The following is a 16,913-nucleotide window of genomic DNA, read 5'->3' on the forward strand; positions in this document are numbered from 1 at the left end:
ACAGTACGAACTATCCCTTTATATCGGTTAGTAGACCCACTTTCGGAATACCTGCGCGACTCAATTCATCTAAAACTAGTACGACTTCCGCATAGGGTGTTGCTGCATCACCGCCCACAGCAACAGGTGAGTTTGGTTTTAGTGAGAGTTCAGCTTTGACTCGAACAATAACGTCCTGCAATGACAAGCCTCTTTGAACCTCTTCATCATTGACGCTAAGCCCTAAATTACCTTCTTTATCTATCTCTACGATAATAAAGCTGCTATCGCTATCCCCAGCAAGTTCGGATGCTGGCTTTGCAGCAGAGGTTTTAGGGAGCTCGACATCGACACCCTGTGTCACAAATGGCGAGGTCACCATAAAAATAATCAGTAACACCAACATCACGTCGATGTATGGCACAACATTAATTTCTGCGGTCAATTTGCGTTTTTTACGCTGATAACCCACCATGGTTTATTCCCTACCCGCCATAGCTTGGCGATGGAGAATACTGTGAAACTCTTCTGAAAATGTCGCGTAGTTATGCTCTAACTTACTCACTTTATTGCTTAATCGGTTGTAAGCCATCACCGCTGGTATTGCAGCAAATAGGCCCATAGCGGTTGCGATCAGAGCTTCAGCGATACCTGGGGCAACCATAGCAAGTGTCGCCTGCTTGACTTCACCTAACGCAATGAATGAGTGCATAATTCCCCATACCGTACCAAAAAGGCCAATGTATGGGCTGATAGAGCCAACGGTGGCTAAAAATGGCAAGCTCGTTTCCAATTCATCCACTTCGCGTGCAACAGCAACGCGCATTGCTCGACCAGTTCCTTCCATAATGAAGTCTGGTGAGGTCGCATTGGTTTTCCGTAAACGCGCAAATTCAGTGAAACCTGAATAGAAAATTTCTTCAGTACCTGAAATTTCATCTTTGCGCTTCTTCACATCTTGGTAAATTGCAGATAAATCGGTTCCAGACCAAAACTTATCTTCAAACGAATCTGCACTTTTCTCTGCTTGAGAAAGAATTTTGCTGCGCTTGATGATCATCGCCCATGAGACAATAGACATGCCTAAAAGGATAAGCATCACCATTTTTACTAATATGCTGGCTTGCAAAAACAGATCAAGAATTGAAATATCAGCGGTCACTAGGGGTTAACTCCAAAATTATTGATTGAGGCATCGCCTTGGGCCTCATGCTCTGATTGTCGACACATGCTACCTTAACCACGGCTTTACACAACACTTTACCTTCAGGATTGACGAGCTCTTGACAGAATGTCAGAGAGGCTTTTTTCAGCTCAGAAATGTTTGTTACAACATTCAGCATCTCATCCAAACGAGCACCTCGCAAAAAATCGATGTCGATATGTCTGACGACAAAACCAATATTCTGAGTAAGAAGAGTATGCTGAGAGACACCAATAGAGCGGAGCAGTTCGGTTCTCGCACGTTCAAAGAACTTAAGATAGTTTGAGTGATACACGACACCACCGGCATCAGTATCTTCATAATAAATGGTTACAGGCCACTGAAAGGCCGAGGCTGTATTTTGCACAAACATTCCAATACATATACAGATTGAGTTCGTTACTATAACGCAACTCGTTACTGTTAGTACAAGGATTGAATAGACTTTTCTTAGAATGGATACAAAAAATTAGTGCTGCCTCAAAGAGACAGCACTAATGTGGATATTTAATCGGCACTGAATCAATGCCGAGACATAAGTAACATCTGCTCTGCTATCCTCTTCCGACCTGAAACTACAGTTTTAAGTTGGAAAAGGCTCAATCAAACCAGTCTAACAACCGTTAGGTAGGTTAATATTGAAAGAGAGATATAAGGGCTAAACAACAGTTGCCAAACCCATTTACGAGGCTTAAAGCCAACCCCAAACACCATGCTTGAGCACAATGCCCAAATCAGCAAGGGGCTGATGATGGCGTTGAACCCACCAATACTATGAGAATATTGTTCCGGGTCCCACATCACCATCGCAACATGATAAAAGCCTAACACCAATGACAAGACCCTTAATGAGGTCTTGTCAGTTAGCTGATGAAGCTGAGTCACTTGCAAAGCAAGTTTACTCACTGTCTTTATCCATCATTTCTGTATGCTCTAACCAAAGAGCGTTGATGATACCGAATGCACAAGCTAGTAGTACACCTAGAATCCATGCGAAATACCACATATCTATCGCTCCTTAGTAAAGTGAGTTTTTGTTTTCTTCGATGAACTTGCTGTCAAGACGGCCAAACATCTTGTAGTAAGTCCATGTCGTATAACCCAGGATGATCGGAACCATCACAAAAGCTACCACAGTCATCAAGTTCAGTGTTAGCTCACTTGATGTCGAATCCCACATCGTCAAGCTATTACTTGGTACTAAGCTTGAAGGCATAATGAACGGGAACATAGCAAAACCAGCGGTGAAAATAACCCCCGCATTCGCCAAGCTAGAAGCCAAGAAGGCAATACCACCTTTTTCAAAGCGAGAAGCCAGCACGGCAATTAATGGCATCACAACACCTAAAGCAGGCGCAGCCCACAACAATGGATAAGCTTCAAAATTAGCCATCCATGCGCCAGCTTCACGAATCACTTCTTTGTTTAAAGGATTCGATGCAGCACTGGTGTCAATTACACTTGTAATCACATAGCCATCGATATTTTGAATCCAAAAACCCGCTGCAACAAAAGTAGCTACAACGAGTAAACCCATGAGCTGTGCAACATTACGTGCACGCACATGAACGGCATCGGTCGTTTTCATCTGTAACCACGTTGCACCTTGTAGCACAATCATGAATAAGCTAACCAAGCCACAAAGCAGTGCGAATGGGTTCAACAAACCAAAGAATGATCCATGGTATGTCGGCATCAAGAAATCATTCAATTGGAATGGTACACCTTGAAGTAGGTTACCAAACGCTACACCAAAGATAATTGGCGGAACGAAACCACTGATTGAAATACAAATATCCCAAGTGCTGCGCCATTTTGGATCTTCAATTTTTGAACGGTAGTCCAAACCAATCGGACGCAACCATAACGCTGCTAGGGTTACGATCATCGCTAAGTAGAACCCAGAGAATGATGTTGCATAAACCAAAGGCCAAGCTGCAAACAGCGCACCACCAGCAGTGATAAGCCAAACTTGGTTACCATCCCAGTGTGGAGCAATAGAGTTAATCATTACTCGGCGTTCGCTATCATTTTTACCGATAATTGGAACAAGAGCGCCAACGCCCATATCAAAACCATCGGTAATCGCAAAACCAACAAGCAGCACGCCAATAAGCACCCACCAGATTAGTCGCAAAATTTCGTAATCAAACATAATCGTATCTCCCTGCCTATGCTTCTACTTGGCGGCTAACTTTGTCTTCAACAGAGTTTGCATTTTGCTCAAAATGGTAACGGCCAGTTTTTAGGCTGCTAGGCCCTTTACGAGCAAATTTCACCATCAGGTAGACTTCGGCAATCAAGAACACTGTGTAAAGTGCAAGAATAGCAAACAGTGAAGTCCATAATTCGCCAAGAGTCAGTGCTGATGCGGCAACATGAGTCGGTAATATTTCACCAACGGCCCATGGCTGGCGGCCATATTCAGCCACAAACCAACCCGCCTCAATAGCGATCCACGGTAGAGGAATGCTGAATAATGCAGCTTTAAGAACCCACTGCTTCTGTTCGATTTTTTGACGACATGTTTGAATAAATGCCGCACCAAATACAAGCAACATCACACAACCAATACCAACCATCAGACGGAATGACCAGAATAGAGGCCACACGGTTGGAATTGAGTCATCAGCGGCCGCTTGGATTTGCTCTTCAGTCGCGTCAGTCACTTTGTCGGTATAACGCTTAAGAAGTAAGCCATAACCCAAGTCACCTTTCACTTCATCAAACGCATCCATATTCGCTTGAGATTTTTCACCCGCACGCAGCTTTTCAAGTAGCTCATAGGCATACATACCATTACGGATGCGATCAACGTGTTCATCGCGTAAGTCACGTAAGCCAGTGACTTCCGTATCAAGCGAACGGGTGGCGATAATACCCATCACATAAGGAATTTTAATCGCATAGTCGGTGTGCATTTCGTCTTGATTTGGCAAACCAAATAAAGTGAAAGCCGCTGGAGCAGGTTCAGTGTGCCACTCAGCTTCAATAGCAGCGAGTTTCACTTTTTGCACTTCGCCTACTTCGTAACCTGATTCATCACCAAGCACGATAACAGACAAGATAGCCGCCATACCAAATGAGGCTGCGATAGCAAATGAACGACGAGCAAACGCAACATCACGACCTTTTAATAGGTAGTAAGAGCTGATGCCTAGAATGAACATTGCACCCGTGGTGTAACCAGAAGCAACCGTATGAACAAATTTCACCTGTGCAACAGGGTTAAATACAACTTCCGCAAAGCTCACCATTTCCATGCGCATAGTTTCGAAGTTGAATTCAGCACCAACAGGGTTTTGCATCCATCCGTTCGCAATCAGAATCCAAAGCGCGGAGAAGTTAGAGCCCAGCGCAACCAACCAGGTCACGGCTAAGTGTTGGCGTTTTGAAAGTCTATCCCACCCGAAGAAGAACAACCCAACAAAGGTTGATTCCAAGAAGAAGGCTACAAGTGCTTCAATTGCAAGAGGGGCGCCAAAAATGTCACCTACATAGTGGGAATAGTACGACCAGTTCGTACCAAACTGAAACTCCATCGTAAGGCCGGTGGCCACACCTAGAGCGAAGTTAATACCAAAAAGCTTACCCCAGAACTTTGTCATGTCCTTATAGATTTGCTTATCGGTCATTACATACAAAGATTCCATGATGGCTAAAAGAAAAGCCATACCTAGAGTCAATGGAACGAACAGGAAGTGATACATCGCTGTGAGTGCAAACTGCAACCGCGATAGATCAACTACGTCAATCATGGTAACTCCTTTGTGCCGGCTGAATGACACTTTTGACATACATTGCAAAAACAAATCATCTAATATTAAACAAACTCAACAAGTGTTGAAAAATAACATTAATTTGTTGCAAGTATGTACCGTTATGGTTAGTTAATTGTTAAGCATCAGCTAATATAGCTAGAACTAATATTACTGCTAAACAGTGATTGTTTCAAAAAATTTATAGGAGAAAAAAGCCTTGATTTACATCAATTTTCACAATACATGCCTGCACATAAAACAAACAACCTGATCTAAATCAATCAAATATCACATGTATTGTAGTTTTTAGGTAAACACCATAAGAAAATAGCAATAATGAATTAACAATTTGGTACGTATATTAACTCTTGGAAGAAATATGGGATTTGATAAATGCTACTTAAGTCACAATTTTGTCTTCGAAAATAAAAAGAAAACAAAATTGTAAACTTACTTCTCAATTCCGAAATGTAGATAAGCGCGATCAGTTGCAATGCGTCCCCTCGGTGTCCGCTGTAAATAACCTTGCTGAATAAGAAAGGGTTCAAGTACATCTTCAATCGTATCTTTTTCCTCACCGATTGCAGCGGCTAGGTTATCTAGGCCTACGGGACCCCCACCGAATTTATCAATGATTGCAAGAAGCAGCTTACGATCCATATAGTCAAAACCTTGGCTATCCACATCCAGCATATTCAGGGCTTTGTCAGCCGTATCGACACAGATGTGACCATTGCCTTTGACTTCAGCATAGTCACGAACACGTCTTAATAAACGGTTAGCGATACGAGGCGTTCCACGAGCACGTCTTGCAACTTCAAGCGCCCCCTCAGCTTCCATTGATAACCCTAAACAATCGGCGCTTCGTTGAACAATATGTTGTAAATCTGCAATGTTGTAGTACTCAAGTCGCTGAACAATGCCAAAACGGTCGCGCAACGGTGAAGTGAGTGAACCGGCCCGCGTTGTCGCGCCGATCAAAGTAAAAGGAGGGAGATCGATTTTTATGGAGCGTGCAGCCGGGCCTTCACCGATCATGATGTCGAGTTGGTAGTCTTCCATTGCCGGATACAATACTTCCTCAACCATAGGACTCAAGCGATGGATTTCATCAATGAATAGTACATCGTTCTCTTCAAGATTGGTCAACAAAGCCGCTAAATCACCCGCTTTCTCTAACACTGGGCCCGAGGTAGTACGAATATTCACTTCCATCTCGTTTGCCACAATATTAGCTAATGTAGTTTTACCAAGACCTGGAGGGCCAAAAATTAGTAGGTGATCTAATGCTTCACTGCGCAATTGTGCAGCTTTGATAAAAATTTCCATTTGATCACGCACGTGGTCTTGGCCACGATAATCCGCCAGTCTTTTAGGACGTATCGCGCGATCAATAATTTCTTCGTCTTTTAGGATAGGGCTATTTGGAGCAATCAAGCGATCAGCTTCAATCATACCATTGCTCTCAAGGCTTCTTTAATCAACGCTTCACTTGTCATATCAGGCTTGGCCACTTGTGAAACAACCTTCGAAGCTTGTTGTGGCTTATATCCCAAAGAAAGTAGCGCACTAACCGCCTCTTCTTCTGCATTTTGAGTCACAGATTCTGGGTGGTGGACATCCATTGGTGCAGCATCGGTTGCCGGTGTGAAAAGATCTCCCGCTCCCCAACCTTTAAGACGGTCTTTCATTTCAACAACTAAACGTTCTGCCGTTTTCTTACCGACCCCAGGCAATTTCACTAATGTGGATATATCTTCACGTTCAACACAAGCAACAAACTGGCTCGCCGTCATGCCTGAAAGTATGCCTAAACCCAATTTGGGTCCTACGCCATTGGCTTTAATGACTTCTCTAAATAAAGCACGTTCTTTCACTGTGTTAAATCCATACAAAAGTTGTGCATCTTCACGTACGACAAAATGAGTATAGATGATCGCTTCATCACCGACTTGAGGCAATTCGTAGAAGCAACTCATGGGCATTTGAACTTCATAGCCGATACCAGCAACTTCAATCAGTAACTCGGGCGGCTGTTTTTCAATTAGAATGCCACGAAGACGTCCAATCACAGGAAATTCCTTTGAGAATAGGGTTAATGAACTGAGATAATAATAAATAACTGGATGGATAGCCAGTAGAAAAACCACCATGGAATGCACTGAGTTATCAGCGATAACGGCCTTTTTTAGCGCCAGTTGCTTGGCCTGCTAATGCTATCAGCGTTTTATTAGTGTTGGCATGACAGATAGCAACCCCAAGAGCATCGGCCGCATCCGCTTGCGGCTTTGCTGATAATTTCAGCATATGTTGAACCATGTGTTGGACTTGAGATTTATCTGCCCCACCCGTGCCAACGACCGCTTGCTTAATAAGCCTTGCGGCATATTCATAGACCGGTAGATCGGCATTCACCGCGGCAACAATGGCGCTTCCTCTGGCTTGCCCTAGTTTAAGAGCTGAATCTGCGTTTTTTGCCATAAAGACTTGTTCAATAGCGAATACATCAGGTTGAAACTGAGTGATGATCTCACTGACGCCAGCATAAATTTGTTTTAAACGTCCGGGAAGTTGTTTTTCAGAGGTACGGATACAACCACTACCTAAATAGTATAAGTAGCGGCCTTGCTGCTGAATCACTCCATAGCCCGTAATACGAGAACCTGGGTCTATCCCCAAAATAATTGACATGAATACCTTTTTTCGTAAACAACGCTTGCTGCTACTAACAATAAAAATGGGCTTAACTTACGAAGTTTAAGCCCATTTTCAATACATTAACGAACGTAATTATTTACGGCGCCACGTTGTACCACTTGGCCCATCTTCAAGGATGACACCCAACTCATTGAGCTTATCGCGCGCTAAGTCTGCGTTTGCCCAATCTTTAGCAGCACGAGAGTCGTTACGTAATTTGATCAAGGCTTCAATCTCAGCCGCTTGTTCATCATCACCGGCATCCCCTTTAAGGAAAACCTCAGGGTCTTGATGCAAAATACCTATTACGTCAGCCAACTCACGCATTAATGCACCTAGTTGGCTTGCTTGATGAAGATCTTCCATTTTTAGCTTGTTGATATCGCGTGCCATATCGAACAACACTGAATAAGCCTCAGGCGTATTAAAGTCATCATTCATCGCGGTGGCGAAGCGGCTAACATACTCATCACCACCAGCAACAGCGACCGAAAGGTCAAGGCCTCTTAACGCGGTATATAGGCGTTCTAATGACGCTCTCGCTTGTTTCAAGTTGTCTTCGCTGTAGTTGAGTTGACTGCGGTAGTGGCCAGACATCAAGAAATAACGAACCGTTTCAGGGTCATAATGAGCCAAAACATCACGAATGGTGAAGAAATTGCCGAGTGATTTAGACATTTTCTCGCGGTCAACCATCACCATACCGCTGTGCATCCATGTATTCACATAAGTAGTATCATGTGCGCAGCATGATTGAGCGATCTCGTTTTCGTGGTGCGGAAACTGCAGGTCAGAGCCACCACCATGAATATCAAAATGATTACCCAAAATCGCCGAGTTCATTGCAGAACATTCAATATGCCATCCAGGACGACCATCTCCCCATGGCGATTGCCATGTTGGCTCGCCTGGTTTAGACATTTTCCACAACACAAAATCCAGTGGACTACGTTTTGCTAATTCAACATCAACACGAGCACCAGCTTGCAACTGATCCAAATCTTGTTTCGATAACTTACCATATTCATCAAACTTGCTAACTTCGAACATTACATCGCCATTATCTGCGACATAAGCAAAGCCTCGTTCGATCAAACGTTCAACCAGTTCAATAATTTCTTGAATGTAGCCCGTTGCTCTTGGTTCAATATCAGGGCGCTTCATATTCAGTGCATCGAAGTCGGCATGCATATCAGCGATTAAACGCTCTGTAAGTGACTCACAAGATTCACCATTTTCTGCCGCACGTTTGATGATCTTGTCATCAATGTCAGTGATATTACGTACAAACGTTAAGTCATAACCTAAATAGCGCAAGTAACGTGAAACCACATCGAAAGAAACAAAGGTACGACCATGACCAATATGACAGAGATCGTATATGGTGACTCCACAGACATACATGCCAACTTTGTTAGCATTGATGGGTTTAAATTCCTCTTTTTGTCTTGTGAGTGAGTTATATATTTTCAGCATGATCTCTATCTAATAACGGTTTGAACTAAAACAGTTTCACAGTATAACAACTCTCTCCTAGCTAGGTCATCCTTAATCTCGACGAATATTCCCAACAACAAACAGATTTGTTGATTTGAATGTGTCGAAAGTTCAGTTAAAATCCGTGCTTCAATAAAAATAGATATAAGGTAACCATCATGATCATCCTTCACACGAATTTTGGTGATATTAAAATTCAACTTAATGAAGAAAAAGCACCAGAGACAAGCGCAAACTTTCTACAGTACTGCCGTGACGGTTTTTTACGATAACACCCTATTTCACCGTGTTATCGATGGTTTCATGATCCAAGGCGGTGGCATGACTTCAGGCCTTAAAGAGAAAGCAACTCGCGCTTCGATTAAAAATGAAGCGAATAACGGCTTGAGCAACAAAATCGGTACACTAGCAATGGCTCGTACCATGGAACCGCATTCAGCAAGTTCTCAATTTTTTATTAACGTGAACAACAACACCTTCTTGGACTTCCGCTCAGAAAGCTTAGATGGTTGGGGTTACTGTGTATTTGGCGAAGTAATCGAAGGCATGGACATCGTAAATAAAATCAAAGGCGTTAGCACTGGCTCTATGGGTATGCACCAAGATGTACCGCTAGAAGAAGTATTCATCACTAGCACGACCATCGAAGAGTAACGGTAGAAGGGGCGCTTGGCGCTCCTTAATTTTAATTATGCATACACTATTTATTTCTGATTTACACCTTAGCCCTTTTCGCCACGATATTACCGACTGTTTTGTACGTTTTATGCGCGAAGAAGCGATTTATGCCGATGCATTGTACGTGCTTGGTGATCTATTCGAATTTTGGATTGGCGATGATGATGACTCCCCTTTTGCGGATCAAATAAAAGCCGAATTTAGCCGTCTTACAGGTCGAGGCATCCCTTGTTATTTTACCCAAGGTAATCGCGATTTTTTACTTGGGAAACGTTTTGCAAAAGAAACGGGCATTATCCTTCTCGATGAAGAGCACGTTATCAACCTGTATGGCACAAAAGCCGTGGTATTGCATGGTGACACCCTGTGCACTCAAGACATAAAATACCAACAATATCGCAAGAAAGTACACCAACCTTGGTTACAGTGGATCTTCAACCGATTACCTTTTTCTCTAAAAATGCGTATTGTTGGCAAAGTTCAATCTGACATTAATAGTGATAAACAAATGAAATCGCTTGATATTATGGATGTTACGCTTTCAGAGGTCGATCATGTTATGCGTAAGCATAATGTAGATTTAATGATCCACGGCCACACCCATAGACCTGACGTTCATCACACAAAACAATTAAATAAAGAAACAACGCGGATTGTGCTTGGCGACTGGTATACTCAAGGCTCGGTCTTAGTCTATGCTGACGATGGCTTCAAACTAGAAACCCGACAGTTTAAATCAGATAGTTAGGAATTAGTCACATCCTGGATGTGTTATCGTGTAATTAAAAGGTAATATTTCGGCTATAATCACTACTGTTAAAATTATCAAATAATTAAAAGAGTCTTGCATTGAAATATTCGTATGTTGCCAGGCAGCCTATACTAAATAGTGACCGCGAAACCATAGGTTATGAGTTACTTTTTAGGGATGGACCAAAAAATACATTTCCGGATATTGATCCTGATTTAGCGACCAGCCGTTTACTATCTGACCATTTCTTATCGACTCATTACGAGACCCTCGGTGATCGCCTAGGATTTGTTAATTTTCCTTATCAAAGCCTTATCAATCAAGTCCCGACACTATTTCCAGCAGGTAGCTTGGTTGTCGAAGTGTTAGAAGACTGCCAACCAACCGCAGAGTTACTGGAAGCGATCAAAAAAATTGCCCATTTAGGTTACCAAATTGCGTTGGATGATTTTGTTCCGCGCAAAGAATGGCTACCCTTCTTGCCTTATGTTTCTATTATAAAATTTGATATTCGAATAGTACCGATTGAAAAGGCGAAACTTTTTATTAAAAAGTTAGGCGCGACTAAAATTGCGTTCCTAGCTGAAAAGGTAGAAACATACCAAGAATTTGAACAGGCAAAGTCTGCTGGTTTTAAATACTTTCAAGGCTATTTCTTTAGCAAGCCAGAATTACTACAGCGCAAAGCATTAGAGCCCTCGTTTCTGACCGTCGTTCAGCTATTTAAAGAAATAGCGAAACAAGATCTTGATTACTCAGCCATAGAAAGCTTGGTCGCCACTGATGTAACGCTGTCATATAAGCTTTTAACTTTTGTTAATTCATCGGCAATGGTATGCGCAAAAATACATTCATTTAAGCAAGCTTTGGTGTACCTCGGTGAGCAGCGCTTACGCAAGTTTGTTTCTTTAGTCGCGATAGCGTCTACCCAAGAGTCAAAACCTGACTACCTTTATGGTCTGTCTATCCAACGAGCCAGATATTGCGAGCTCGTTGCAGTGAAAGCTAAATTGACCTTAGCGCCCGGTGCAGGCTTTTTAACTGGCATGTTTTCACTACTAGATAGCCTGCTTGATCAATCACTCGAAAGTATAATGGACGAGATGCCGATTGAAGAGGAGGTCAAGTTAGCGCTTACTCAAGGTGAAGGTGTGTTAGGCCAACTTCTTAACCTCACAAAAGCTCATGAACACGCACAGTGGGATACGGTTACTCAAATTGCACAACAACTAAAGCTGAGCGACGAAGATATTGCTGCTTGCTATGATGAAGCGGTTAAATGGACAGCAGACTTATTTACAGCCGGCGCATAATCGGGTTGTATGCTCTCACAATCGAAGCATACCCTAGACACTTCACCTGTTAATCTCTACACTTCGGCGTTGTGTAAAACCAATTGTAGAGATTGAAATGACAACCTGTTACTGCGGTAATGTCGCCAGTTATGAAAAATGCTGTAAGCCCATTCATGATAACCACAGCTTAGCTATTCATCCTGAACAACTGATGCGCGCACGTTACAGCGCTCATGTGCTTGGTTTAGTCGATTTTGTCATCGCAACTTACCACCCTAGCTGCCAAGCAGAGCGCCAGCGCACTGAAATCGAACAATCGATTAATAGCAACTGGTGTGGCTTAGAGGTTGTTGATACGACATCAGGCAACCATGCTGATGAAGGGTTTGTCCATTTTAAAGCTTACTTTGAGCAAGATAACCAACAATTTTGCTTAGAAGAACGTTCTCGTTTTCTCAAACACAACGGCCTTTGGTTTTATATCGATGGTCAATTTCCTGAGCAATACCAGCAAAGCAAAATTGGCAGAAATGATCCGTGCCGGTGTGGCAGCGGCAAAAAATTTAAAAAATGTTGTGCTTAAAAGATAAAACGCCAAACTCTCTAGTTTGGCGTTTTAATGATTGAGGACGATTATTCTTGGTCGATCATCCACTTACGGAACGTTTTGCGTTCTTGCGCGGATGATTTTAAATACCACGCTTTGAGTTGTTCTAAATTTTGGCTCTCTGCATTTATATGAGAACTCGCTTGTTCACTGCTTACTTGATCTAGCGGTTTAGTCTCTACCGAGCTAGCGCTTGCCACTGTAATAGCAGACGCTGTCGTCACTAGCACACCATCAACAAAGTTAATACCTTGAGCTTTGTTGTAATCAGCGACTAATCCATCAAGCCCCATAAATGGAAGCAAACCTTTCTTACCTTGTAATTGGTCTTGCGTATAAGCAAGCGGTTGCTTGTCTTGCTCTATGCGCCACTGTGGGTTTTCGCTTTTAAATACCATTTCGGCTTCTGCAACACTGCGAGCGATTGGATGGTTTACTTTCACTTCATCGCCATTAACCTCAAAGGTCAACACATAAGGGTCAGAAGTAAACACCGAACCACTGCTACCCTTACCTAGGGTTTTATCCATGCGAACGATAAGCTGATTGGTGCCTGACTGTATTTCATTTTTACCAATCTTTGACTGTGCATTTTGGCCATTGATATACAAAATAGAAACGCCTTTGGCTGGAATTAGCGTTGCTGCATTGACAGAAAAAGCCAATGCCGTAAGAGCAAATGAAAGCACTTTTATTTTTTTCACAAAAACTGACTCCTTGAATTAATCCTTTTGCTCAAGATACCACTAACACACTGTTTTATCTTTAACAAAGCAAACAGAATGCTGAAAATTTGATGGGTATTTTTGAATAATATGTTGGAAAAAGAAAAGCCACCCCGAAGGGTGGCCTTGAAAACTTGAATCATATTCTATGATTAGAAGCTTGCTTTAACACCAAGAGCTACACCAGTGTCAGTGTTGTCAACATCGTTGCCACCCACTTCTACGTATGCTGTTGTGTTTGGCGCTAGACCGTAACCTGCGTTAACAAACCAAGAATTGATTTTATCTGCTGCACCATCTTCGTCAGAAAGGCTGTAACCTACAGAAAGAGTAGTCTTCTCGATAGTGTAGTCAACGCCCAATGCTAGAGAATCTGAATCTTTATCAGCGCCACCTTGAACATCTTGATTAATTGCATAGTAACCAATACCAACATTTAGGTTTTCTACACCACTATAAACAACTTCAAGTGCCCACAAAGTCTCATCAACTTCTACAGCGCTTTTCAACTCAGCAGTTGCAAAATAAGCACGAATATCAACCCCAGCTACACGACCACCAATTTTAGCATCAAAATAGTTGCCATTTTCACCCATCATAGTGTTTTCGTTTTTATCTTGTGCATAAGAAGCACCTGCGTAGATATTGCCTTTATCGATGTCATAACGGATCATCTCATCAGTACAGAATGAACTGTCGTTATTGAAGAATGAAGTAATACCAAATTGGTAATCGTTCGCTACACCAGCGTCATCTAGCATGCCACAAGTACGGCCTACTTTGATAGAACCCATAGATTGAGAGTAAAGTGCAACATAAACATCACCTACATTAGCAGATGTACTTGAACCTTTAGTAACATCACTTGATGCACCATCAAATTCCCAGTAACCACCGAATTGTAGATCATCGTTGATAGCGTAACGTACATCAAAACCAAAATCTGCGTCTTGAATTTCTTGTTTGAATTCAGCGTCCGGAGCAATATCTTGCTTGTAAACAACTTCGATATCGCCTTTTAGGTTAACAGTAACACCTTCATTATTGTAAACTTCGATGCCAGCTTGAGCTGAACCAGCTGCAGCCATAACTGCTAATGCTAATAGAGTCTTTTTCATAATAATCCACTGCCTTTTCTTAGTATGGGAATTCCTTGTCCGGTTCCCTTATGTTGTTTTTGATGGCAACTTCTAAATTTCAATTTAGTTCATCACCGCCATTAAATCTCGAGAGCTAGATTGCAAAAGATTATCCTGCATGTCAAATATCCTAAAAAATAAACCTAATTTTTTGTAAATAACAACAAAAACAATATGTTACACTTGATTTTCATAAAAACACGAGTGACTTACAAGCCTAAATATCACAAAATATAAATGATAATAAAAATTTAACATAAGAGTTATTGACTAATAATTCAGTGTATTTTCCATATATTTAGAATATAAAACCACAGAATTAACCAAAGTGTGGTTTTATATGTTTCACAACCTAAATTAAATATAAGTTCCTGAAGGTTCAGTTTTTTTTTGTGAAGGAGATCTAGATTTAATTGAAAAGCATACGATTTCGTGAACTGCGTATACTTTAGCAAAGTGTGCTACCATCGGATTTCCGCAATTTAGGTCCAACTATGCTTACTACCAAAATCCAACAATCCATTCGCACCAGTTATCAAAACCTGCAATTTCAATTGGAAAATTTCATTCCTCGCCGTGGACAAAACTTCCTCGTCGCAGAAATTACCAAAACGCTTTGCGGTTCATATCACAAATCAAATCGAATTTTGGTCGCAGAGGCTGGCACTGGTATTGGCAAATCACTCTCTTATTTAATGGCGGCTATCCCTGTTGCGGTGTTAAACAATAGAAAAGTTGTGATCTCAACAGCAACTGTTGCACTACAAGAACAGTTGGTTAGTAAAGACTTACCTCTATTTCGCCGTATTACTGACCGCGAATTTTCTTTTATTTTGGCAAAAGGTCGACAACGTTACTGCTGCGCTGAAAAACTGGCAGCAGCATGTGGCGAAAATGAAAGCCAAATTGCGCTTTTCGAAACCAAACCGCAGAAAAAAGATATCGACCTTTTAGCCACTATGTACGATAGATTGACCAAAGGTAAATGGGATGGCGATAGAGATTCATGGCCAAAGGCGATAAAAGATGAACTGTGGCGTTTAATTGTTAGCGATAAGCATAGTTGTAATGGTAGTTTCCCAGGTCACAGGGATTGCCCTTTTCAAAAAGCCCGCTCAGAGCTCGACAAAGCTGATGTCATCATCGCAAACCACAGTTTAGTGATGGCTGATGCTGATCTAGGAGGTGGCGTTATTCTGCCCGAGCCTGAAAATACTATTTATATTTTTGATGAAGCGCATCACCTACCTCACGTGGCCCGTGACCATGCATCGGCATCGGCCAGTTTAAAAGGGGCGGCAAGTTGGTTGGAAAAGCTCAACCAGTCGGTCACCAAGTTTGCTAATTTAGCAGAAGAAAGACGAGTAGCTCGTTTTAGAAACGAGCTACAAGAATCCATTCAGCAGTTGATCCCAAGCTTAAACCAACTGGCGAAACAGTTTGTTCCTGAACAATTTGTAGAAAAACGCTATCGATTCGAGCACGGTGAACTTCCACAATGGCTTGAAACCGAATCAAAAGATCTAAAAAAGCTCTCACAAAAAGCGAACCAGTCACTAGCAAAAATAGCGGACCTTATTGGAGAGCGCGTAAAGGAAGGCGAACTGGCCGCCAGAATTGCCGAGCCAGCATTGACCGAACTCGGTTTTTATAGTCAAAGATTAGATAACTTGGCACAAGTTTGGGCATTAATGGCTGAACCTCAACGAGAAAAAGGAGCCCCCTTAGCTCGCTGGCTAGAACTACACCCAGAACGGGACGGTGACTTTGTTGTTAGTGTTTCGCCCCTTGAAATAGGTTGGCAACTGGATAAACAAATTTGGAGCCGTTGCATAGGCGCTATTTTAGTCTCAGCGACGATGCGAGCACTCAATTCATTTAGCTACTTCTGCATACAAGCGGGGATCAGCGAAAAAGCTGAAGACGGCACACGCTTTTTGGCCTTAGCATCTCCTTTTGACTACCAAGGTCAAGCTGAGTTGTTGATCCCTACTATGCGTATCGAACCCCAAGCCAAAGAATTTACTGATTATCTTGTCGAACGTTTACCGGAATTTATTACCGATGGTAAAGCTAACTTGGTATTGTTTGCCTCTTATTGGCAAATGCGTGAAGTAGCAGAAAAACTGGCAGCCGATTTTGTAAAAAAAGGCTGGGCCTTACAAATACAAGGCGATTCATCGCGCTCAGAAATTCTAAATAAACATAAAATGCTAGTGCAGTGCGCAAAAACAAGTGTGTTATTTGGAACGAGTAGCTTTTCGGAAGGTTTGGACTTACCGGGAGAGCTGTTAGAAAACTTGGTGATCACTAAAATACCTTTTGCTGTTCCGACTTCCCCCGTCGAGCAAGCGCATGCAGAATATATTGAAAAACGGGGAGGAAACTCTTTTATGCAAATTACCGTGCCAGAGGCCAGCAAAAAGCTGATTCAAGCAGTGGGTAGATTGCTGCGTAAAGAAAGAGATTCTGGTAGAGTCGTCATCCTTGACCGACGCATTGTGTCCAAACGCTATGGCAAGTCACTACTCGACTCTTTGCCACCCTTTAAAAGAAATATCGAATATTAACTAAGGCTTC

General features: G+C 42.2%; 18 protein-coding genes. 5 read left to right on the forward strand and 13 right to left on the reverse strand.

What is annotated here, in order from left to right; genetic code table 11:
• Window positions 1-10 precede the first annotated feature (10 nt).
• The 11 genes from tolR to cysS all read right to left on the reverse strand — a co-directional run bounded on the left by tolR (window position 11) and on the right by cysS (window position 9,117).
• The gene (gene tolR, locus MCT08_RS10075; RefSeq protein ID WP_053310052.1) at window positions 11-454 is read right to left on the reverse strand and encodes a protein TolR; all 444 of its coding nucleotides are present in this window, start codon (window positions 452-454) and stop codon (window positions 11-13) included.
• Between the two features lie 3 nt (window positions 455-457).
• A complete protein-coding gene (gene tolQ, locus MCT08_RS10080) occupies window positions 458-1,141 on the reverse strand; it encodes a protein TolQ (protein WP_053310053.1) in 684 nt (227 codons plus the stop codon).
• Window positions 1,131-1,556 carry a tol-pal system-associated acyl-CoA thioesterase gene (gene ybgC / locus MCT08_RS10085; protein WP_053310054.1) on the reverse strand — a complete coding sequence of 142 codons (426 nt, stop codon included), beginning with the start codon at window positions 1,554-1,556 and terminating at the stop codon, window positions 1,131-1,133. Before ybgC ends, tolQ begins: the two co-directional genes overlap by 11 nt.
• A 230-nt stretch (window positions 1,557-1,786) precedes the next feature.
• On the reverse strand, window positions 1,787-2,089 hold the full coding sequence (gene ybgE / locus MCT08_RS10090) for a cyd operon protein YbgE (protein WP_176246243.1): 303 nt from the start codon (window positions 2,087-2,089) through the stop codon (window positions 1,787-1,789).
• Window positions 2,082-2,189 carry a cytochrome bd-I oxidase subunit CydX gene (gene cydX, locus MCT08_RS10095; protein WP_000270285.1) on the reverse strand — a complete coding sequence of 36 codons (108 nt, stop codon included), beginning with the start codon at window positions 2,187-2,189 and terminating at the stop codon, window positions 2,082-2,084. Before cydX ends, ybgE begins: the two co-directional genes overlap by 8 nt.
• 12 nt (window positions 2,190-2,201) lie before the next feature.
• Window positions 2,202-3,338, reverse strand: coding sequence for a cytochrome d ubiquinol oxidase subunit II (gene cydB, locus MCT08_RS10100; RefSeq protein WP_168522520.1), 1,137 nt, complete (start codon window positions 3,336-3,338; stop codon window positions 2,202-2,204).
• Between the two features lie 16 nt (window positions 3,339-3,354).
• A complete protein-coding gene (cydA, locus tag MCT08_RS10105; protein WP_274678350.1) occupies window positions 3,355-4,941 on the reverse strand; it encodes a cytochrome ubiquinol oxidase subunit I in 1,587 nt (528 codons plus the stop codon).
• Window positions 4,942-5,394: 453 nt separating this feature from the next.
• Window positions 5,395-6,399 carry a Holliday junction branch migration DNA helicase RuvB gene (ruvB, locus tag MCT08_RS10110; protein WP_274678351.1) on the reverse strand — a complete coding sequence of 335 codons (1,005 nt, stop codon included), beginning with the start codon at window positions 6,397-6,399 and terminating at the stop codon, window positions 5,395-5,397.
• Window positions 6,396-7,016 (reverse strand): Holliday junction branch migration protein RuvA, encoded by a 621-nt coding sequence (gene ruvA, locus MCT08_RS10115; RefSeq protein ID WP_176246242.1) that lies wholly within the window; start codon window positions 7,014-7,016, stop codon window positions 6,396-6,398. Before ruvA ends, ruvB begins: the two co-directional genes overlap by 4 nt.
• A gap of 97 nt (window positions 7,017-7,113) precedes the next feature.
• A complete protein-coding gene (ruvC, locus tag MCT08_RS10120) occupies window positions 7,114-7,635 on the reverse strand; it encodes a crossover junction endodeoxyribonuclease RuvC (RefSeq protein ID WP_168522522.1) in 522 nt (173 codons plus the stop codon).
• A 99-nt stretch (window positions 7,636-7,734) separates the two neighbouring features.
• Window positions 7,735-9,117 carry a cysteine--tRNA ligase gene (gene cysS / locus MCT08_RS10125; RefSeq protein WP_274678352.1) on the reverse strand — a complete coding sequence of 461 codons (1,383 nt, stop codon included), beginning with the start codon at window positions 9,115-9,117 and terminating at the stop codon, window positions 7,735-7,737.
• 225 nt (window positions 9,118-9,342) lie between these two features.
• On the opposite strand from cysS, the gene MCT08_RS10130 reads away from it, so the two are divergent.
• The 4 genes from MCT08_RS10130 to MCT08_RS10145 all read left to right on the forward strand — a co-directional run bounded on the left by MCT08_RS10130 (window position 9,343) and on the right by MCT08_RS10145 (window position 12,445).
• Window positions 9,343-9,792, forward strand: a complete 450-nt coding sequence (locus MCT08_RS10130; protein ID WP_274678353.1) for a peptidylprolyl isomerase — start codon at window positions 9,343-9,345, stop codon at window positions 9,790-9,792.
• 37 nt (window positions 9,793-9,829) lie between these two features.
• Window positions 9,830-10,564, forward strand: a complete 735-nt coding sequence (lpxH, locus tag MCT08_RS10135) for a UDP-2,3-diacylglucosamine diphosphatase (RefSeq protein WP_274678354.1) — start codon at window positions 9,830-9,832, stop codon at window positions 10,562-10,564.
• A 101-nt stretch (window positions 10,565-10,665) separates the two neighbouring features.
• The gene (locus MCT08_RS10140) at window positions 10,666-11,880 is read left to right on the forward strand and encodes an EAL and HDOD domain-containing protein (RefSeq protein WP_274678355.1); all 1,215 of its coding nucleotides are present in this window, start codon (window positions 10,666-10,668) and stop codon (window positions 11,878-11,880) included.
• Window positions 11,881-11,977: 97 nt separating this feature from the next.
• Window positions 11,978-12,445: a YchJ family metal-binding protein gene (locus MCT08_RS10145; RefSeq protein WP_274678356.1), complete on the forward strand. Its 468-nt coding sequence runs from the start codon at window positions 11,978-11,980 to the stop codon at window positions 12,443-12,445.
• Window positions 12,446-12,495: 50 nt separating this feature from the next.
• Here MCT08_RS10145 and MCT08_RS10150 read toward each other — a convergent pair whose 3' ends face one another.
• Complete coding sequence (locus tag MCT08_RS10150; protein WP_274678357.1) at window positions 12,496-13,173, reverse strand: YccT family protein; 678 nt, start codon at window positions 13,171-13,173, stop codon at window positions 12,496-12,498.
• Between the two features lie 173 nt (window positions 13,174-13,346).
• Window positions 13,347-14,312, reverse strand: a complete 966-nt coding sequence (locus MCT08_RS10155; protein ID WP_274678358.1) for a porin — start codon at window positions 14,310-14,312, stop codon at window positions 13,347-13,349.
• Window positions 14,313-14,827: 515 nt separating this feature from the next.
• Between MCT08_RS10155 and dinG the strand changes: the two genes are divergently transcribed.
• On the forward strand, window positions 14,828-16,903 hold the full coding sequence (gene dinG, locus MCT08_RS10160) for an ATP-dependent DNA helicase DinG (protein WP_274678359.1): 2,076 nt from the start codon (window positions 14,828-14,830) through the stop codon (window positions 16,901-16,903).
• The last annotated feature ends 10 nt before the right edge of the window (window positions 16,904-16,913 follow it).

The organism is Vibrio aestuarianus, from assembly GCF_028858425.1.
Lineage (GTDB): Bacteria > Pseudomonadota > Gammaproteobacteria > Enterobacterales > Vibrionaceae > Vibrio > Vibrio aestuarianus.